This window comes from Streptomyces sp. 1331.2 (assembly GCF_900199205.1).
Lineage (GTDB): Bacteria > Actinomycetota > Actinomycetes > Streptomycetales > Streptomycetaceae > Kitasatospora.
On sequence record NZ_OBMJ01000001.1, the window covers coordinates 543,868 to 562,468 of the forward strand.

Sequence of the window (18,601 nt, forward strand, 5' to 3'; positions counted from 1 at the left end):
GGCACCCCCGTGACCCTCAGTACCCCCACGGCCCTCGGCACCCACGCCGACGGCTCCCCCGCACCGCCCGCGGCCCCGCGCAGCCGGGCGGCCCCCGCGGGCGTCCGGACAGGCAGGCTCGGGCCGCTGCCGTGGATCGCCCCGGCCGTCCTGCTGATCCTCGCCGTCGTGCTGTGGCCGGTCTACGAGATGCTCCGCACCTCGTTCCTGCGGATCAGCACCAGCGGCTTCGTCCGCGGCTCCGCCGGGCTGGACAAGTACCGCAAGCTCTTCGGCGAGGCCGACCTCGGCCACGTCCTGACCGCCACGGTGGCCTGGACCGTCGCCGTCGTCGGCCTGACGATGCTGGTCTCGCTCGGCCTGGCCCAGCTGTTCGACCAGCGCTTCCCCGGCCGGCGGTTCGCCCGCTGGGCCCTGCTCGCGCCCTGGGCCGCCTCCGTCCTGATGACCGCCATCGGCTTCCGCTGGATGCTCGACCGCACCGCCGGCGTGCTCAACACCGCCATGACCGACCTCGGCCTGATCGACGGCCCCCGGGACTGGCTCGGCGACCCCGCCACCGCCTGGCCCTGGATGGTGGCCGTCGCCGTCTTCGTCTCCCTGCCGTTCACCACCTACACCCTGCTGGCCGGCCTCCAGACCGTCCCCGCCGAGCTGTACGAGGCGGCCAGGGTGGACGGCGCCTCGCGGTGGCAGGCCTACCGCCGGATCACCCTGCCGCTGCTCCGCCCGGCCTTCCTGGTCGCCGTCGTGATCAACCTGATCAACGTCTTCAACTCCTTCCCCGTGATCTGGGGCATGACCCGGGGCGGCCCGGGCAGCGACACGGCCACCACCACGGTGTTCATGTACCAGCTGAAGAGCACCGACATCGGCGAGTCCGCGGCGATGTCGGTGGTCAACTTCGCCCTGGTGGTACTGATGGTCCTGGTCTTCCTCAAGGTCAGCCGCTGGTCCGGGGAGGAGAGTTGACGACCCATCAGCTCTCACGCCCGGCCGCCGCGCCGGCCCGCACCGGACGGCGCCGGATCGCCCCGCGCACCCTGGCCCTCGCGGGGGCGGCCTGGCTGCTGGCGGCGGTCTTCCTGCTCCCGTACCTGGAGATGGTCGTCACCGCACTGCGCCCGGCGGACGAACTGCGCGACGCGGGCTACCTGCCGCGGCACTTCGCCTGGTCCGCCTTCGTCGACGTCTGGCGCGAGTCCACCCTCGGCGGCAACCTGAAGGTCACCCTGCTGGTCGCCGGCGGGTCCACGGTACTGGCGCTCCTGGTCGCCCTGCCCGCCGCGTACTGCACGGCCCGGACCAGGTTCCGGGGCCGCCGGCTCTTCCTGCTGCTCGTCCTGGTCACCCAGATGTTCCAGCCGACCTCGCTGCTGGTGGGCCTCTACCGCGAGTTCTACCAGCTCGACATGCTCAACTCGGTCTGGACGCTGATCCTCTGCAACGCCGCCTTCAACCTGGCCTTCGCGATCTGGATCCTCACCGCCTACATCTCCTCCATCCCCGTGGAACTGGAGGAGGCGGCGATGCTCGACGGCCTCGGCCGGCTCGGGGTGCTGCGCCGGGTCGTCCTGCCGCTGGCGATGCCCGGGGTGGTGACGGCGGTGATCTTCACCTTCATCTCCGCCTGGAACGAGTTCGTGATGGGCCTGACCCTGTCGACGGACCCACGGAGCCAGCCGCTCACCGTCGGCATCAACAGCTTCATCGGCAACTACACCGTGGAGTGGAACTACCTGTTCGCCGGATCGGTCGTCGCGATCGTGCCGGTCGTGGTGCTGTTCGCCCTGATCGAGCGGCACGTCGTCTCCGGACTGACCGCCGGATCGCTCAAGTAGCCGCCCGCGCCGCGAGCACACCCCCGAACCGGCCGCGCCCCGGACCAGCCACGCCCGGACCGCCGCCGCCCCGAACCGCCCACCTCGTCGACCACCGACAGGAGCATCCCCGTGCGCTTACACCGACCCCGACCCCGAGCCCGCTCCCGAGCCCGCCTCCGCCGGGCCGCCCTCACCGCGGCCCTGGCCAGCCTCGCCGCCCTGGCCAGCCCCACCCTGCCGGCCCGGGCCGCGGGCACCCCCTCCGCCGTCCTCGACCAGGGCCACCAGAGCGTCAGCTGGCAGAGCCCCGGCTACGCCAAGGGGACGCTCGGCGGCGCCACCAGCTGCCCGAGCGCCGCGCAGGACCCGGACGGCGCCGTCTGCAGCCGCTTCGACCTGACCGTCGACGTGCCGGCCGGCTACTGGGACGACAACCCGGAGGGCGGCATCCCGCTCTCCATCCAGTGGCAGAACCCCACCGACGACTTCGACCTCTACATCTACGACGCCACCGGCAAGGAGGTCGCCGAGAGCGCGGGCACCGCCGACCCCGAGGCGACCGTCATCCCGAAGGCCTCCGGCACCTACCACGTCCTGGTCGTCCCGTACGACGTCCACGGCGGTTCCTTCACCGGCCGCGCCTACCTGCCGAAGACCACCGACGCGGGCGACCTGACCGCCTTCTCCGGCTCCCAGGGCAGCTACGACATCTCCGCCGGCCCGCTGAAGGCCAAGGTCGACTTCCTCGCCGACGACCGGCTGCGGCTGCGCGCCGCCCCGGACGGCGTGTTCACCGACCCGGCCGGCCGCACCATCATCCGCGAGCAGCCCGAACTCCAGCGCGACACCAGCACCTTCGACGCCGGCGACTACCACGGCATCCGCTCCCAGGACGTGGTGCTGCGGGTCTACAAGCACCCGCTGCGGTTCGCCCTGTACAAGGCCGACAACAGCACCGTGATCTGGCAGGAGGACGCGCCGCTGCGCTGGAGCACCGGCGGCCTGCGGCAGAGCCTGGTGCGCGGCGCCGACGAGCAGTTCTTCGGCGGCGGCGAGCAGAACGGCAGCTTCTCGCACCGCGACCGGACCGTGCATGTCTCCAACAGCTTCGACTGGAACGAGGGCGGCTACAACAACTCCCAGCCCTTCTACGTCTCCAGTGCCGGCTACGGCGTCTTCCGCAACACCTTCGCCCCGGGGATCTACGACTTCGGCTCGCCGGTCCGCACCGGGCAGCAGGAACGGCGCCTGGACGCCTACTACTTCACCGGTGACGTGAAGTCGGTGATCGGGCAGTACACCGCCCTGGTCGGCAAGCCCTTCATGCCGCCGGTCTACGGCCTGGAGCCCGGCGACTCCGACTGCTACCTGCACAACGCCAACCGCGGCGAGCGCCACACCACCGACGCCGTGAAGATCGCCGACGGCTACGTGCAGAACGGGATGCCGCTCGGCTGGATGCTGGTCAACGACGGCTACGGCTGCGGCTACGAGAACCTGCCGCAGACCGGCGAGGGCCTGCGGAAGGACCACGCCCAGCTCGGCCTCTGGACGCAGAACGGGCTGCCCAACCAGGCCGAGGAGGTCAAGGCCGGGGTCCGGGTGCGCAAGCTCGACGTGGCCTGGGTCGGCAACGGCTACGACTTCGCGCTGAACGCCTGCGACCAGGCCAAGGCCGGCATCGAGGACAACAGCGACGCCCGCGGGTTCGTCTGGCTGCCCGTCTCCTGGGCCGGTGCCCAGCGCTGCGGCGTGCTGTGGAGCGGCGACCAGAGCCTGTCCTGGGACTACATCCGCTGGCAGATCCCCACCTACGCCGGCGCCACCATGTCCGGCATCGCCTACAACACCGGGGACGTCGGCTCCATCTTCCGCCGCGACCCGAAGATGTACACCCGCGACCTGCAGTGGAAGGCCTTCCTCCCGGCCATCATGACGATGGACGGCTGGGCCCGCGACATGTCCGGCAAGGAGCAGCGCGACCAGCAGCCGTGGCTGGACGGCGAGCCCTACACCTCGATCAACCGCAAGTACCTGCAGCTGAAGGAACGACTGCTGCCGTACATGTACACCCTGTCCGCCGAGGCCACCAAGACCGGCATCGGCGCCGTGCGCCCGCTCGCCCTGGAGTACCCGAACGACCCGGGCGCCCTCGGGCCGAACGCCACGTACGAGTTCCTGGCCGGGCCGGACTTCCTGGTCGCGCCGGTCTACTCCGACACCTCGGTGCGCAACGGCATCCACCTGCCGGAGGGCACCTGGACCGACTACTGGACCGGACGCACCTACCAGGGCCCGACCACGATCGACGGCTACTCCGCGCCGCTCGACACCCTGCCGCTGTTCGTCAGGGGTGGTGCGATCGTGCCGATGTGGCCCGAGGGCACACTGTCCTGGCAGACCAGGAACCGCGGCGAACTCGACTACGACCTCTACCCGCAGGCCCAGGGGGACTCCTCCTACACCCTGTACGAGGACGACGGGGTCACCCGGCAGTTCACCGCCGGCTCCTCCGCCACCCAGCAGGTGGACGTCCACGCCGCCGGGCCGGTCACCGTGGTCAAGGTCGGTGCCAGCGTGGGCAGTTACGCCGGGAAGCCGGCCGCCCGGGCGTACCGCTTCACGGTGCACGGCCAGCCCGCCCCGCGCCAGGTGGTCACCCGGGGCGGCCCGCTGCCCCGGATCGCCTCGGCCGCCGCGCTCGACTCGGCGGCGGCGGGCTGGTACTACGACACCGCGACCGGCGTGACCCGGGTCAAGACCGCGGACCAGCCCACCGACCAGGGCTTCTCCGTCGAGCTGATCCACGGCGGGCACTGACCGCGCTCGGGTGACCGCTCGGGCTCCCCTCGCAGGCAGGTGCTGCGGGGGGAGCCCGGGCGGTTCCGGTTTCCGTCCTCGGGGCTCAGGCGCGCTGCTTTCACGTGCGCTTGAAGAACTCCACCTCGGCCAGGGCGATGGCCCGGTCGGGGCCGGTCCCGGCGGCCTCGCGGACGGTGAGCTTCACCTGGACGACGTCGCTGAGACCGGTCGCCACGGTCTGCGGGCCCGGCTGGTCGTTGAGCGTGATCCGCTTCTGGTGCTGCCCGCCGTCGGCGTCCGTGACCTCCAGGGACAGCACGAGCGGACGGGCCTGCTGGCGGAACTGCTGCGGGTCCGCGGAGCCGCCGGTGTGGATGATCAGGTCCACCAGCCGGAACGGCGTGCGGAAGGCGAAGGTGACGGAGTCCCCGACCGCGGGCGCCCCCCAGTAGGTGTTGGTCAGGCCGTCGTCGGCCGCGGTCGCCGGGTGGCCCTCGACGGCGGCGCTCGCCGAGGTCGAGGCGGGGGTGATCGGCGCGGTGCTGCCGAGCTTGTCCAGCACGTCCTGGAAGGCGTCCTTGCCCGCCGGGTACAGCAGAATCCCCGCCACCACGACGGCAGCCAGCGCGATCAGCGCGATGGTACGGCGCAGCGCGTTGCCCGAGCCGCCGATCCGCACCCGGCGCCGGAACGGCCAACGGGTGCGCCACCAGGGCAGCTCGGGCGGCGTCGCGGTGACGGTCAACGGTGCCGCGCAGCGGCGGCAGAAACGGCGGTCGGGCAGGTTGGGGGTGCCGCAACGGGGGCAGGGCGGGCCGTCCGGGGTCTCGTCGGCGGCGGACTGCCGGACGACGGGGCGGGGGGCGACGGGCTTGGCGGGCTGCACGGCCACCGGGTCGGCCTGCGGCTGGGGCTCCGGCGTCGGCTCCGGCGTCCGTGCCGCTTTCGGTGTCGCTGCCGGCGTCGTCGGTACGGGATCCGGATCCGGAGCGGGAGCCGGCCGTACCCGGGAGCTGGTCGACGGCTCGCTCTCCGCGGCGGGCGGGACCGGCGCCGCCGGCGGGACGGGCGGTTGCTCCGTCCTGCCGCGTGCCGCCCGGCGTGACGTGGTCCGCCGGGTGGATTCGGCGGGTGCAGGCGCAGGCGGCGCGGGTGCAGGCGGCGCGGGCGCGGGTTCGGGCACGGGTTCCGTGGCGGGCGCGGGCACGGCGGGTGGCGCCGCCGCCGTGGCGGGGGCGCTGCGCGACCAGCCCAGGTAGGCGCCGCAGTTGCCGCAGAAGTCGTCCCCCTCCCCGTTGACAGTTCCGCAGTCGGGGCACACCGGCATCCGTCAGCCCTCCGCTCGGCCGGGTGGACCGGGCAGGATCTCCACCCGGCAGCTCAGATGGACCGGGCAGCCCGCCCTGACGACGGACAGCACCCGCTCCTCGTCCGGTACCGGACCGTGCAGCGGCCAGACCCGGATCAGTACCTCGCCCGCACCGATCGACGCAGGCGGCGCGGGCGGTCCGGGCGGCAGCGCCGCCCCGGGGTCGGTGGACCAGGAGACCCCGCCGCCGTCCACGATCTCGACACCGGCTCCCAGCACCAGCCGCAGCCGTTCGGCGAGTCCGCGCCGGGTGCCGCGCCACCGGTGCAGCTCCACCGCGCGCCCGACCACCGCCCGGCGGACCTCCAGCGGCCAGGCCGGGTCGACCTCCACCGCGACCCAGGAGGCCAGCCAGTCCAGGAAGTCGGCCGGCGCCAGCCCCGGCCGGAAGTAGGCGGGCAGGCTGTCCAGGGTGGCGAAGACCGGGGCGAGGACGGTGTCCAGGCCGGCCGTGAACCGCTGGGCGAAGTCGTCCTCGGCGAACAGCGCGGGAAGCAGCGCGCCGATCGGGTGCGGACTGGGCAGTCCCGGAACGGCAGCCCGATTGCTCATGAGAACCCGCCTTCCTCCGCCGCCGTCACCACGACCTGGTGCTGGTGGGAGAAGACCAGGGCGTCCGGCGGGACCTCGACCCGCTCGGCGGGGGCGCCCCTGCGCCCGGTGATCGGGTCCGCCGGGAACAGCCGCAGCTCCTCGACCCCGGCGACGGCGGCGACCTGCTGGAGCACCGCGAACACCTCCCCGTACTGCACCGCCCGGCCGAACGGCCAGCCCCGGCCGTCGGCGCCGCCGCGCAGCGGGTTGAGGTACCGGTAGAGCGCGGCGAGCACCGCTTCACGGACCCGGTCGGGGTCGGTGTCGCGGGTGGTGAGCCGGGCGACCACCGTCACGCCCTGGTAGGCGGGGGGCTGTACGGCGATCCGGGTGCCGATCAGCCGCCGCTCGTCCAGGGCGGTCGCGACGGCGGCCAGCACCTGCTCGTCGGGGATCAGTTGCTCGAACCGCAGCCGGTCGCCGTCGTCCGCGACGGCGTCGGGGACGACCAGCACCCGCACCGCCCCCGCCTCCCCGCCGCCGGCGGGCACGCAGCTGATCCGGGCGGCGGAGGGCGCGGCCTGCCGGGCGATCAGCTCGAAGTCCCCTGCGGTGACGGCCCGTTCCTGCAGCCGCAGCTGGTGCGGGGCGCGCAGCTTGGCGTTCTCCACCGTCTCGCCGTCGACTCCGCCGCGGGCTGCCTCCCGGTTGTCCACCCGGGCGATGTACGGGACGGAGCTGCGCAGCACCGTGAGGGTGCCGCGGGCGACGTTGCCCGCCGTCCCGCCGCCGGTGCGGTAGTGCGGGACGCGCAGCTGGGCGCCCTTGGGCGGCACCGCCCCGAAGGCGCGCAGGCTGCCGTCCGGCTCCCGGACCGCGGGCGGGAACTGGAACTCGCCGGTGGTGGCGTCGAGCACCACGTGCCGGTCGGTCGGCGCGGAGTCGCCGAAGTGCTCCACGAGCGTCCACGGCTGCCAGCCCTCGCCGGCCGCGACCTCGACCACCGGGGGTTCGCCGTCGAGCAGGACCGGCGGCCGGGCGAGCCGGAAACGCTGGCCCGCGACGCCCTCCGAGGAGCCGAGCGGCGCGTCGGTGACGGTCTGCGCGTGGACGACGGTCGCGGTGCCGCCGACCGTGAACACCTCGGCCCGGCGGATGGTCGGGGACTCGGAGTAGAACGGCTGGCCCGGCCGCGGCTCGGTGACCCGGCAGCGCAGCCAGCCGGCCCGCCGTCCGGCGACCACCGACGCGGTGTGCCCGGCGGGCACGAAGACCACCACCTCGCCGGGCCGGTTGAGGCCGCCGGTGGTGTCGCTGCCGGTCTCGCAGCCGATCCAGCGGGAGCCGTCCCACACCTCCCAGGCCAGCGGAGGCTGGCGCGGGTCGACACCGACGCCCTCCACCCGGCTGTCCAGCCGGACGACCAGGATGCAGCGCGGCACCACGGCGGGCAGGGCGAAGAGCATGGCGTCCCCGACCTCCGGGCGCGGCTGGAAGCAGGGCACGTCGGCGCCGTCGGCGATCCGGGCCGTACGGTCGGACTGCTCGCCGCCGGCGTGGACCGTGACCAGGCGTTCCAGCTCGCTGGGAACGATCGGCAGGTCCTCGGCGGTGGCGAAGACCACCGCGTCGTCGGTCTCGGTGCGCAGCGTGGAGACCTCGGTGCCCGCCCGCAGCAGGACCGTCTCGGGCTGCGGGGCCGAGAGCCAGAAGTCGACCTCGGCCCGGGCCGCGGCGGGCGGGAAGAGCCGGATGCCGAGCAGGTCGAGGAAGGCTGCGTAGTTCTTCTCGGGAACCCGGTTCAGCCGGTAGAGGAGCTGGTCGACCAGGTAGGCGAAGGTCTCGATGAGGGTGACGCCCGGATCGGAGACGTTGTGGTCGGTCCACTCCGGTGCGCGCTGCTGGACGTAGCGCTTGGCCTCGTCCACGAGTTGCTGGAAGCGGCGGTCGTCCAGGTTCGGGGAGGGCAGGGCCATCAGCCGGCGCTCCCGTCCGCCATGGCCGCTTCCCGGTCCGGATCGGGGTGCTCCGGGATGGTGTAGAAGGGGAAGACCAGGTTGCGGCGGTCGTTGGTGGCGCGCACGGTGTAGTGGACGTCGATGTAGAGGGTGCCCTCGTCCACCCGGTCGAAGGCGATCACCACGTCGTCCACCTCGATCCGCGGCTCCCAGCGTTCCAGGGCGATGCGCACCTCGCGCGCGATCCGCCCGGCGGTGGTGCTGTCGCCGGGGGCGAAGACGTACTCGTGGATGCCGCAGCCGAATTCGGGGCGCATCGGCCGTTCGCCGGGGGCGGTGCCGAGGATCAGCCGGATGGCTTCGGCGATCTCCCGGTCCCGTTCCACCATGCCGATGCCGCCGGTGGCGTTGACCCGCAGCGGGAAGGCCCAGCCGCGGCCGATGAAACTGCTGGTCATACGGTGCCTCCGATCAGCACGTTGAGCGCGCCGCTGGTGATGGTGGCGCCGCAGGTCGTCTTGTCCCCCATGCGGGCCGCGGGCAGCCCGCCGATCAGGACCACGCCCCCGGTCACTCCGCCCATGGCGGGTTCCACGAGGTTGGCGGGGCCCAGCTCCACGTGCGGGACGCAGGCGTGGATGCTGCCCACCACCGCGGCGGGCCGGCCGCCGATCAGCACGGTCGCCACCCTGACGGCGCCCGGCGGCGGGGTGGTGAGGGCGCCGCCGTGGTCGGTGAGGTCGCCGGTCCGGGCTGCGGGGGGCATGTACGGTCTCCGTTTCGATGGTGCGGTGGTGCGGTGGGGTGAACTGTAGAACAGCTGCGACTGTTTGATGCATCGTCAGTTGATGCGCACGAACGCCCCCTTGAGGATCGCCTCGGCCCCGCCGTCCACGGTGACGGCGGTCGTGCCGCGGATCGTCACCGAGGCGCCGCGCACGTTCACCTCGCCGGTGCCCGCGTCGAGGGTGATCCCGGAGGAGGAGAGGCGCACCGTGCTCCCCGCTGCGCCGCCCGCGCCGTGGACGGTCAGCACGATCTCCCCGTTCTGCTGGTCGAGTTTGACCTCCAGCTTCTTGTCCCCGCTCGCCAGCCGGACCCCGGAGGCGCCGCCCGGCACGTCCAGCAGTTCCAGGCGGTGGCCCGAACGGGAGGCCACCGAGCGGCGGTTGACCTTGCCGGCGGCCGCGTCGACCAGCGGCACGTCGTGCGGCGAGGGCTTGTCCACGCCGTTGTAGAGGCCGCCCAGCACGTAGGGGCTGTCCAGGTCGCCCTGCTCGAAGCCGACCAGCACCTCGTCGTTGACCTCCGGGCTGACCACCCCGCCGCCGCCGTGGCCGCCCCACTGCACGGTGCGCACCCAGTCGGAGACGTACGTGTCGTCCAGCCAGGGGAACTTCAGCTTCACCCAGCCGCGCTGCCCGTCGCCCGGCTCCCGGACGTCGGTGACCACGGCGACGGCCAGGCCCGGCATCCGCGGCCCGCGCGGCGGCGCGTTGCCGCCGGTGACGAGCCCGGCCAGGGAGCGGTCCGGCGAGGCGCTGACCACCACGGTGCTGCGGTAGCCGCGGAAGGGTTCGATCAGGTGGCGCACCCCGGTGACGGTGTAGCGGCCGGAGAAGGCGGCGCCGACGTTGCCCAGGGCGACGGCGCTGCCCGCCCGCAGCCGCGGGTTGCCCTCGGCGACCGCCTCCAGCTCACCGAAGCCGGCGGCCACCGAGGCGGCCACCGAGCGGGCCACGGCGGCCGTCTCCGCCTGGGTGCGGTACGGGGTGTCGGCGACGGTCAGCTTGGCCCGGCCGGGGAAGGCCGAGGCCGCCACCGAGGCGCTCATCCCGGGCAGCACCGTGCGGGAGGTCACCGAGGGCTCGGTGGCGACCAGGGCGCTCTTGGTGGTGACGTTCCAGCCGCGCGCCTCGACGGTGTCCGCGCCGGCCGCACCGGTGAGCACCCCGCGCAGCTCCAGCAGGTTGCGCCCGTACTCCAGGACCATCGGGCTCTGCGGCGCCGGGGTGGACGGCGCCGGGGCGCCGGACGCGGGCTCGGGCCGGACGAACTCCAGCCGCCCGTCGTCGTCCACCCGCACCTGCGCGCCGCTCTCCTGCGCCAGGAACTGCAGGAACTCCCAGTCCGGGACGTTCGCCTGGGACAGCTGCTGGTGGACCACCGGGAACGCGTCGACCCGGCCGCAGGACAGGCCCGCGCCCGCGGCGACCTCGCGGACGATGTCGGCGGTCGTCATGTTCCGGAAGGCCTTCACCCGGCGCCCGCGCATCAGGCGGTGGGTGACCGCCGACGCCCGCACCACGGTGTACGAGCCGGTGGTGTCCACCTCCAGCTCCAGGGCCGTCACCTCGCCGGTGAACAGCCGCACCTGGGTGTGCCCCTGCACGGTGACCACGGACACCCGCAGCGGGGTGCCGATGGTGATGCCCGTCGCGGCGAGGAAGGTGTGGTCCGCGTCCCGGAAGCTCAGCACGGCCGTGTCGGGCAGGCCGACGCTCTCCTCGATGTCGCAGGAGACCAACTGCGCCGCCCAGGCCGGCGGCAGCGGGCCCGGTGCCTCGACAACGGGATCCGCGGCGAACGGCCGGCCGCCCCGGGCCTCGGGAGTCGTCATCGCCGCCCGCCCCGGGTCAGTTCGTCGATCCCCGGCACGATCAGCTCCGCGCCGGGGACCAGCGCCAGCGGATCCTCGATGTCGTTGGCCTCCGCGATGGCCCGCCACGCCGTCGCGTCCCCGTACGCGCGCCAGGCGAGCAGCGGCAGGCTGTCGCCCGCGATCACCCGGTGGGTGCTGCGGGCCTCGGGCGAACCGGAGGTGGGGTTCTGCCCGGCCGGGTCCACGCTGGCCTCGTCGATGGAGAGCGAGCAGACCGCGCGCAGCGGATTGCCGTCCACGTCGAACAGCGTGTAGGTGACGGACAGGCCGGTCAGCACGCCGTTGAACGACGTCGTCTTCAGGGTGCCCCAGTCCAGCCGGATCCAGGGGCTGGCCGGCGTCTTGCGCGCCAGGCTGGTCGGGGTCGGCACGCACGCCGTCATCAGCTGCTCCACCGCCCGCTCCACCGAGTTGTCGTGGGTCGCGGTCGAGTCCAGGAACACGTCGAGGGAGAGCGAACGCGGACCGCTGCCGACGAACTCCGGCAGCGCGGACTGGCCCGCCATCCGGGACGGCGTGCGCCGCCACTCGGTGGTCTTGCGCAGCACCAGGGTCGCCGGGTTGAACTGGAGCCGGAGCTGCGCGAGCGTCCCGCCGGGCTGGGCGCCGACCGTCGACGGGGGCTCCATGATGGTCAGTTGGGCCCGGGTCACGCTCGCGGGGACCGCTGCGGACATCCTGGTGCTCCTCACGATGGGTCGTACGGTCGGTGGGCGGGGCGGGTTGCGGACGTGGACGTGGACGTGGACGTCAGGAGGGGCGGAGGCCCGCGTGGGCGATCTCCAGGGTCTCGATCGCGGCCTGGGAACCGGACGGGTCGAAGGACGGGCCCTCCCACCGCACCGGGACGATCCCGAGCACCTGCCAGCCGATGATCCGGCTCAGGTCGGGGCGCAGTGCCACGATCTCCCCGTCCTTCGGCTCGACCTTCCGGACGATCTCGCCCAGCCAGCGCGTGATCTTGGCGCTGTCCGCGGTGACCGCGCGGGTCAGCGTGATGTTCGTCCAGGTGATCCGGCCCGGCAGCTGCCAGGCGAAGCCGTTGTTGCCGCCCTCCGCGTACTGCTCGATCTCGACCTGGGCACCGAGCCCCGAGCAGGTGGTGAACTCGCCCAGGTCGTTGCCGCCGATGGTCAGGCTGAAGAACACGCTGGTCGCGAAGATGTTGTCGGTCATCGGTTCCGTTCCCTGCTTCCTGCTCCTGCTTGGTGCGTCCTGCTTGCGGCCTGCTGTGCTCAGCGGCGCCCGTCGTACGGCCGCCCGCTGCGCTCCCTCCCCCGGCGCAGCTCGGTGCGCAGCAGCCGCCCGACCGGCTCGACCAGCCGCCGGGCCAACTCGTCCAGCTCGCCGAGCCCGACGCCGCCCGGCTCGGACGGCGGTCGTCCGTCACCGTGGTGGGCGGAAGTGGTCCGGGCGGGCGAGCCGGGCGCCGGGGCGGCCTGCACCGTGGTCGGCGTGCGCGCCGGCACCGCGGTCAGCGGCACCCCGACCAGGCCCGCCTGCTCGGCCACCCGCTGCAACACCTGCGCCGTACCGGGCAATGACGGCGAGGGCGAGGGCGACGGCGGCACGGGCGTGGTCTGGGCGGGCCAGGTGTGAGCGGGTCCGGTCCGGGCGGGCGCGGCGGGCCGTACGGACGGAACAGCACTCATGGCGCGCGACACGACGGGCGAGGACACGGCGGGGAGCCGAGGGCCCGTCGCACCACCCGGACCCGGCTGCGTCCAGGACGCCTGCGGAGACGGGGAGGGCGGGGACGGCGGGGGCGGTGGGGAGGCGGCCGGAAGCCGCTGGAGCGACGGGGCCGCCAGCGGCGTGGGCCGGACCACGGGCGGGCGCGGCACCGTCACCACGGCGGCCGGTGCGGCGGATCCGCCGCGGCCGGGGCGACCGGCGGACGCCGGTGCGGCGAGACGCTGCACGGCCGGGCGCCCCGCGGTCGTACCGCCGCCGTGGCTGCTCTGGCCGATCTGGCTGCTGCGACCGCTCGGCACCGAACTCCCTTGGTCCGACGGCCGATCCGCGCTCCCCCGGCCGGCTGCCTGCCCCGAGGAGCGCCGCGCCCGCACGCTCTGCACCGCGCCCACGGCCCTGCGCACCAGCCCGGACGGGCGGTCCGCCGCCACCCGGTCACGCCCGCCCTCCGACGAACCCCGCACGCGCGAACGCTGCACCGCACCACCCGCGCCGCCCGCCTGAGCCGGCGCCGCTGCGGCCGCGACTGCGGCGCCGGAAGCACCGGATCGCACGGGGCTTGCCTGCGGCCCCGGTTGCCCGACGACGCTACGACTGTCCGCGGCGCCCGGCGTCTGCCGCGCACCGGAACCCGAGCGCTGCACGGCAACCGCAGGCCGACGCCCGGGGCCGCCGGGCGCCGTCGGCTCGGCGGCCGGTTCGCCGTCCGTGCCCGACTGGAGCGCCCTGGGCCAGACGGCCGGCACCACGGGCGGGGCGGCTACCGCCCTGCCTGCGCCGGTCCCGGTAGCCGTCCCGGTCGCGGGTGGCGTCGCCGAGGCCGCCAGGGTGACCTTCATCGGACGTTCCCCGATCAACCCCCGCCTCAGGACACCGAGTTGCGCGGCACGCTGCACCCGCAGGCCCCCGGCCGACGGCCGCACGGGAACCACCGGGCCGCTCCCGCCCCCCTGCGGGGCCCCGGCAGCGCCGGCCGAGCCGGCCGCCCGGGTCGCGGGGACGACCGGCTGCGGCGCAGCGCCCGGCCGACGTTCCGGACCGGTGCCAGAGGAAGTCGTACCGGAATCCGCCCGTCCGTCATCGCCACTCTGCGGCCGGGCCGCCGGTTCCACGCCGCCTTCGCCGGAACGCCGCACAGCACGCTGCACATGCGGCGCCTCGCCGATCGAAGGCGCAGCGGCGGTGGGAACCCTTGATCCCTGAGACCGGCCTGCCGAAGCCCCCGAGCCGGCATCGGAACGCTGCACACGCAGCCCGACACCGGTGGAGCCGTCCCCACCCTGAGATCGACCCGCCGGGTCCGCCGAATCATCACCGGAACGCGGGACGGCTCGCTGCACCCGCGGCCCCTCCCCGGCCAGTGGCAGGGCGGCGGGCGGCGTGCTCTGCGTCGGCACGCTCCCGCTGCTGCCGCCGCCGGTGGCATCGCCCATCGTCGGGCCCGCGATCCGCCCGGCCGGCGCTCGCCCGCCGAGCAGCGGCGCCGTTCGACCCGGCGCGGCAGCCGTCGGCGGCAGCGCGTCCAGGGGCGCGCCGAGGCCCCCACGCGTACGGGCCGGGGTCTGCTCGGGACGCGCGTGTCCGGCCCGTTCGGCAGTCGGCGAGGTCGGCGCTGTCGGCACTGTCTCCGAGGTCCGCGAGCTCGGCGAGGTCGGCGCTGTCGGCGAGGTCCGCGAGCTCGGCGACGAGGGCGCGGGCGAGGGGGTGGCGGCTGCGGACGACGACGTGCGCTGCACGGGAGTCCCGCCGTCGGCGCCGCGCACGGGACGGGAAGCGGCCGGGCCGGCCGGCTCGGCGGTCGCCCGGGCGCGCTGCCCGCCCTCGGCGGCCTCGGGCCCGGCCGTAGCGGTGCCAGTGCCGGTACTGGTGCCGGTGCCCGTGGGCCGGGCCTCGGCGTGGACGACCGGCAGGGCCGACCCGCCCGAGGCTGCGTCAGGGACTCGGGGATCAGTGGCGGCCACGGGTGCGGCGCTCGCGGGCAGCGTGGTCAGGGGCGCGCCCAGGACCGGGCGGGCCGGGGCGGCCTTGCCCGGCGAGGCAGCAGCCCGCTGGACCGTCTCTCCGCCGTGCCCGCTCCTGGTGGGCGCGGCGATGGGGGCCGGGCCGGCCGCCGTCGGCGCGACGGCTCCGCCGTCCTCGGGCGGGTGCGGGCTGCCCGGTGGTTCCGCCGCCGGGCTCGACGGCTCGGCGACAGCGCGCGGCGCCCGGGTCGGTCCCGGGACCACGGTCACCGGGCGCGCGGCCAGTGCCCGGGGGCGCCGAGCCACGGTCAGCGCGTCGCCGACGGGACGCGGCCGTACGGGCCGCACCGGGCGGGCCGGGTCCGCAGCATCGCCGCGACGCGGGGAGGTGCTGTCCTCAGCGGACATCGGCGCACTGCCGTCAGCGCCCACCGAAACCGCCGCCCGGTCCGGCCGGTCGGACCCGCCCGAGCGCGCCGTCCGCGGCGCCGACCGGACGGGAAGCCGCCGCAGCCCACCGGCCCGCTGGACCGGCCGCTGGACGGGCCGGGCCCGCCTCGGCGCCCCCGACTCCTCCGAGTCAGTGAGGTCCGCCGTCGGCTCCGCCTCCGCGGCCCCGACCGTTCCGCTGACGACCGGCAGCGCGAGTTCGTCCCCGCCCCGAAGGCGGCGGCCGACCCGACCGGCCGCGCCACCGCCCGCAGGATGCCCACCGGGGCGGAGGGCAGCACGGCGTGCCCGAGCGGCCCGCACAGCGAGGGGTCCTGCCACGCGGAGAGCCGGGACCGGAACCGCAGGCCGTCGCTGACCCCGTGCGAGGCGCCGGCCAGGGTCGGGACCAGCGGCCGTACGGCACGCCAACCCCCGTCCCCGGCCGCCGTCGGCGGCCGCTGCCCGAGACCGCCGCCGTCACCAGGCCGGGCAGCACCCACCCGGGCATCACCGACCCGGGCGGCACCGACGTCCGTACCTCCGTCCGCCGCACCGCCCGCCTTCCGGCGCCCGATCCAGTCCCGCAACCCCACCCCGCTCACCCGCCTTCGCTGACGCGGGTGTTGAGCCGCGCGATCTCCCGCACCCACTGCGCGCGTTCGCGGTGGGTGAGGTCGAGGATGTCCTCCCGCTGCCAGTGGAAGTGGTAGGCGATGTACGCGACCTCCTCGTACAGCCGAGCAGGCGCGTACGTCACGATTCCCCCAGGCGCCCACCGGCGAGGTCGACCTCGAAGGCGCCGTCGCAGTGCGGGCAGGTCACCGCGGCGCGCGTGTGGCCTTCGCTGTTGATCCGCTGGTAGAGGTCCTGGAGGAAGGCGACGTCGGTGGCGTACATCCGCTCCACGATCCCGGTGTGCACGTCGGTGAGGTCACCGAGCCTGGTGATCACGTGGCTGAGCAGCACCACGCTCAGGTAGGCCGGGTTCTCCTTGACCCGCAGGTCGATCTGCGGCATCAGTTCGTCGCGGGCGGTGGCCAGGCGCATGGTGCCGTGCCGGTGCACGGTGCCCTCGTCGTCCACGTAGCCGAGCGGCAGCTCGAACTCGAACTCGGTGTGCGGCGCCTGCCTCCTGGGCCCCGCCGGCGCCGCCTGCCCCGCGGGCTGCGGCGGCGCCGGGTTCTGCGGGGCCGTGCTCTGCTGGACCGGGCCGCGTTCCAGCAGTTCGTCCAGGCTGATCCTTCGCCTCACTCGACACTGATTTCTTCGAAGACGATGGTCACGGTCTCCGTCGCGGCGCTGGATTCGCCCGCGGTCAGCGTGGGGCCCTCCCAGCGGCTCGCCCAGGCGTTGGTCAGCTGGATCCGCCGCAGGGTGGCACCGGTGGTGTCCTTGACCTCGATGGTGAGGTTCTGGCGCGCGGTGTTGATCGCCCCGTTGTTGAGGGTCTCCTTGATCCAGTTCGAGAACGCGCTGCTCTTGTCGAGGCCGCGGGTGATGGTCACCTCGCCGGGCAGCCGGGCGCCGGGCTGCTTGCGGACGATCAGTTTGCCCTCTTGGGTCACCTGCTTGTACTCGACGACCTCCTGGTCGACCGTCAGGTTGCTGATCTCCTTGACGGACTCGACGTTGTAGCCGCCGAGTTGGACGCCGAAGATGTGTGTGGAGAGCGGATCGCCTTCAGCCATGGCTGCTTGTCACCTTCCGATGAGTGCGGGACGGGGCACCGACGGGGCGCCGACCGTGCTGGTGGTGTGGTGTGGTCACTCGTTGACGAGGCTCGTGCTGTCGGAGAACTGGGACAGCCGGAACACCACGAACTCCGCGGGCTTCACCGGGGAGACGCCGATCTCGCAGACCACCTGGCCGAGGTCGATGGACTCCGGCGGGTTGTTGTCGCGGTCGCACTTGACGTAGAAGGCCTCGGCCGCGGTCTGGCCGAACAGCGCCCCGCGCCGCCACTCCTCGGTGAGGAACGCGGTGATGTTGCGGCGGATGCTGGACCAGAGCCGGTCGTCATTGGGTTCGAAGACCACCCACTGGGTGCCCAGGAGGATCGATTCCTCCAGGTAGTTGAAGAGCCGGCGCACGTTCAAGTAGCGCCAGGCCGGGTCGGAGGAGAGGGTGCGCGCGCCCCAGATCCGGATGCCGCGCCCGGGGAACGCCCGCACGCAGTTGACGCCGATCGGGTTCAGCAGGTCCTGCTCGCCCTTGCTGAGGCGGATCTCCAGGTCCACCGCGCCGCGGATGACCTCGTTGGCCGGGGCCTTGTGCACCCCGCGCTCGGCGTCGCTGCGCGCCCACACCCCGGCGACGTGCCCGCTCGGCGGGACCAGCACGTTGCGGCCGCTCGCCGGGTCGAAGACCTTGATCCACGGGTAGTACAGGGCGGCGTAGCGGGAGTCGAAGCCCGCCTCGTCCTGCCGCCAGGTGCGCATCCGCTGGGCGTCGAGGCCGGGCGGCGGGTCCAGGACGGCGATCCGGTCGCCCATCTGCTCGCAGTGCGACATCACCGCCAGCTGGACGGTCCGCAGGCCTTCGCCGTCGAGGTCGCCGCGCTGGTAGGCGCTCATCAGGTCGGGCACCGCGACCATGGTGATCTCGTCGATCGCCTCCAGGCCGGAGAAACCGGTGCGGGCGGCCGCGTCGCCGACGTACTCGGCGGGGTCGAGCCGGGTGGCGGGGGCCGCGACCGGCCCGGTCGCGGGCGCGGCGGCGAGGGCCTGGGTCTGGCGCTCGGGGCGGCTCGGCGCGGTGCCGGGCTGTTCGGCGACCGCGATCAGCTTGGACTCGCGCAGCTGGGTGACGACGTAGCCCTTGGTGCTCTTGCGGGTCGAGACGTCGTACGTCTCCGCGACCTCACCGCCGCGCCGCACCAGCAGGCGGAACCGGTCCTCGGGGACGTTCTCGCCCTCCACGTCGGCGATCTCGACGGACACCTCGCCGCCCGCGCCGGGCAGCGCGGAGTAGAGGAAGCCGGCGATCGCGACGGGCGGGGGCGCGCTCACGGCGCGGGCGGGGGCGGCACCGGCGGCCCGCCGGGCCGGGTCGCCGACCCGTACGACGTAGGCGGAGCCGCCGCCGTTGGCGAAGTAGCCGTACACGGCGTGCGCCAGGTAGGTGCCCTCGGTGAACCCGCCGAACCGCTGGACGTACTGGTCCCAGTTGGTCACCAGCGTGGGCTCGTGGAAGGGGCCGGTCTCGGCGAAGCCGACGAAGGCGGCGACGGCCGTGCCGACGCCCTCGATCGGCCGCGCACCGGACTGGACCTCCTCCACGTACACGCCCGGGGTGAGGTACGACGGCATTCGCGCTCCTTCGGATGGCCGGTCATTCGTCCCCGAGTCTGCTGCCGGGGCGCCGCC

The 18,601-nt window shown here is 74.3% G+C and carries 17 protein-coding genes; 4 read left to right on the forward strand and 13 right to left on the reverse strand.

Features of this window, described 5'->3' with window-relative positions; all coding sequences use genetic code 11:
- Window positions 1-9: 9 nt before the first annotated feature.
- The 3 genes from CRP52_RS02455 to CRP52_RS02465 all read left to right on the forward strand — a co-directional run bounded on the left by CRP52_RS02455 (window position 10) and on the right by CRP52_RS02465 (window position 4,643).
- Window positions 10-972, forward strand: coding sequence for a carbohydrate ABC transporter permease (locus CRP52_RS02455; protein WP_097239780.1), 963 nt, complete (start codon window positions 10-12; stop codon window positions 970-972).
- The gene (locus CRP52_RS02460) at window positions 969-1,841 is read left to right on the forward strand and encodes a carbohydrate ABC transporter permease (protein WP_097234854.1); all 873 of its coding nucleotides are present in this window, start codon (window positions 969-971) and stop codon (window positions 1,839-1,841) included. Before CRP52_RS02455 ends, CRP52_RS02460 begins: the two co-directional genes overlap by 4 nt.
- Window positions 1,842-1,952: 111 nt before the next feature.
- Window positions 1,953-4,643 (forward strand): glycoside hydrolase family 31 protein, encoded by a 2,691-nt coding sequence (locus CRP52_RS02465; RefSeq protein ID WP_257032241.1) that lies wholly within the window; start codon window positions 1,953-1,955, stop codon window positions 4,641-4,643.
- 100 nt (window positions 4,644-4,743) lie between these two features.
- On the opposite strand, the gene CRP52_RS40335 is transcribed toward CRP52_RS02465, so the two are convergent.
- The 9 genes from CRP52_RS40335 to CRP52_RS02510 all read right to left on the reverse strand — a co-directional run bounded on the left by CRP52_RS40335 (window position 4,744) and on the right by CRP52_RS02510 (window position 12,800).
- On the reverse strand, window positions 4,744-5,517 hold the full coding sequence (locus CRP52_RS40335; protein WP_179852661.1) for a zinc ribbon domain-containing protein: 774 nt from the start codon (window positions 5,515-5,517) through the stop codon (window positions 4,744-4,746).
- 438 nt (window positions 5,518-5,955) lie between these two features.
- Window positions 5,956-6,546, reverse strand: a complete 591-nt coding sequence (locus CRP52_RS02475) for a phage tail protein (RefSeq protein ID WP_097234856.1) — start codon at window positions 6,544-6,546, stop codon at window positions 5,956-5,958.
- On the reverse strand, window positions 6,543-8,504 hold the full coding sequence (locus CRP52_RS02480; protein ID WP_097234857.1) for a putative baseplate assembly protein: 1,962 nt from the start codon (window positions 8,502-8,504) through the stop codon (window positions 6,543-6,545). The genes CRP52_RS02475 and CRP52_RS02480 overlap by 4 nt, the downstream gene beginning before the upstream one ends.
- Window positions 8,504-8,944 (reverse strand): GPW/gp25 family protein, encoded by a 441-nt coding sequence (locus CRP52_RS02485; protein WP_097234858.1) that lies wholly within the window; start codon window positions 8,942-8,944, stop codon window positions 8,504-8,506. Before CRP52_RS02485 ends, CRP52_RS02480 begins: the two co-directional genes overlap by 1 nt.
- Window positions 8,941-9,252, reverse strand: a complete 312-nt coding sequence (locus CRP52_RS02490) for a PAAR domain-containing protein (RefSeq protein ID WP_097234859.1) — start codon at window positions 9,250-9,252, stop codon at window positions 8,941-8,943. The genes CRP52_RS02485 and CRP52_RS02490 overlap by 4 nt, the downstream gene beginning before the upstream one ends.
- A 75-nt stretch (window positions 9,253-9,327) precedes the next feature.
- A complete protein-coding gene (locus CRP52_RS02495) occupies window positions 9,328-11,106 on the reverse strand; it encodes a VgrG-related protein (protein WP_097234860.1) in 1,779 nt (592 codons plus the stop codon).
- Window positions 11,103-11,825 (reverse strand): CIS tube protein, encoded by a 723-nt coding sequence (locus CRP52_RS02500; RefSeq protein ID WP_097234861.1) that lies wholly within the window; start codon window positions 11,823-11,825, stop codon window positions 11,103-11,105. Before CRP52_RS02500 ends, CRP52_RS02495 begins: the two co-directional genes overlap by 4 nt.
- A gap of 73 nt (window positions 11,826-11,898) precedes the next feature.
- Window positions 11,899-12,324 carry a phage tail protein gene (locus tag CRP52_RS02505; protein ID WP_097234862.1) on the reverse strand — a complete coding sequence of 142 codons (426 nt, stop codon included), beginning with the start codon at window positions 12,322-12,324 and terminating at the stop codon, window positions 11,899-11,901.
- Between the two features lie 59 nt (window positions 12,325-12,383).
- Window positions 12,384-12,800: a hypothetical protein gene (locus CRP52_RS02510; protein ID WP_143685627.1), complete on the reverse strand. Its 417-nt coding sequence runs from the start codon at window positions 12,798-12,800 to the stop codon at window positions 12,384-12,386.
- Window positions 12,801-12,963: 163 nt separating this feature from the next.
- Here CRP52_RS02510 and CRP52_RS02515 point away from each other — a divergent pair, with 163 nt between their 5' ends.
- On the forward strand, window positions 12,964-13,347 hold the full coding sequence (locus CRP52_RS02515) for a hypothetical protein (protein ID WP_097234864.1): 384 nt from the start codon (window positions 12,964-12,966) through the stop codon (window positions 13,345-13,347).
- Window positions 13,348-15,834: 2,487 nt separating this feature from the next.
- Here CRP52_RS02515 and CRP52_RS38015 read toward each other — a convergent pair.
- From CRP52_RS38015 to CRP52_RS02530, 4 genes are all read right to left on the reverse strand, one after another.
- Window positions 15,835-15,993: a DUF6760 family protein gene (locus CRP52_RS38015; RefSeq protein WP_179852662.1), complete on the reverse strand. Its 159-nt coding sequence runs from the start codon at window positions 15,991-15,993 to the stop codon at window positions 15,835-15,837.
- On the reverse strand, window positions 15,990-16,487 hold the full coding sequence (locus tag CRP52_RS02520; protein ID WP_097234865.1) for a hypothetical protein: 498 nt from the start codon (window positions 16,485-16,487) through the stop codon (window positions 15,990-15,992). Before CRP52_RS02520 ends, CRP52_RS38015 begins: the two co-directional genes overlap by 4 nt.
- Complete coding sequence (locus tag CRP52_RS02525) at window positions 16,484-16,924, reverse strand: phage tail protein (protein WP_097234866.1); 441 nt, start codon at window positions 16,922-16,924, stop codon at window positions 16,484-16,486. Before CRP52_RS02525 ends, CRP52_RS02520 begins: the two co-directional genes overlap by 4 nt.
- 75 nt (window positions 16,925-16,999) lie before the next feature.
- Window positions 17,000-18,544 (reverse strand): phage tail sheath family protein, encoded by a 1,545-nt coding sequence (locus tag CRP52_RS02530; RefSeq protein WP_097234867.1) that lies wholly within the window; start codon window positions 18,542-18,544, stop codon window positions 17,000-17,002.
- Window positions 18,545-18,601 lie beyond the last annotated feature (57 nt).

Excerpts from the sequence above, each read along its gene's own strand:
- CRP52_RS02475 (WP_097234856.1), bottom strand. The coding sequence starts at position 6,546 with ATGAGCAATCGGGCTGCCGTTCCGGGACTGCCCAGTCCGCACCCGATC.
- CRP52_RS02480 (WP_097234857.1), bottom strand. The coding sequence starts at position 8,504 with ATGGCCCTGCCCTCCCCGAACCTGGACGACCGCCGCTTCCAGCAACTC.
- CRP52_RS02485 (WP_097234858.1), bottom strand. The coding sequence starts at position 8,944 with ATGACCAGCAGTTTCATCGGCCGCGGCTGGGCCTTCCCGCTGCGGGTC.
- CRP52_RS02490 (WP_097234859.1), bottom strand. The coding sequence starts at position 9,252 with ATGCCCCCCGCAGCCCGGACCGGCGACCTCACCGACCACGGCGGCGCC.
- CRP52_RS02495 (WP_097234860.1), bottom strand. The coding sequence starts at position 11,106 with ATGACGACTCCCGAGGCCCGGGGCGGCCGGCCGTTCGCCGCGGATCCC.
- CRP52_RS02500 (WP_097234861.1), bottom strand. The coding sequence starts at position 11,825 with ATGTCCGCAGCGGTCCCCGCGAGCGTGACCCGGGCCCAACTGACCATC.
- CRP52_RS02505 (WP_097234862.1), bottom strand. The coding sequence starts at position 12,324 with ATGACCGACAACATCTTCGCGACCAGCGTGTTCTTCAGCCTGACCATC.
- CRP52_RS02510 (WP_143685627.1), bottom strand. The coding sequence starts at position 12,800 with ATGAGTGCTGTTCCGTCCGTACGGCCCGCCGCGCCCGCCCGGACCGGA.
- CRP52_RS02525 (WP_097234866.1), bottom strand. The coding sequence starts at position 16,924 with ATGGCTGAAGGCGATCCGCTCTCCACACACATCTTCGGCGTCCAACTC.
- CRP52_RS02530 (WP_097234867.1), bottom strand. The coding sequence starts at position 18,544 with ATGCCGTCGTACCTCACCCCGGGCGTGTACGTGGAGGAGGTCCAGTCC.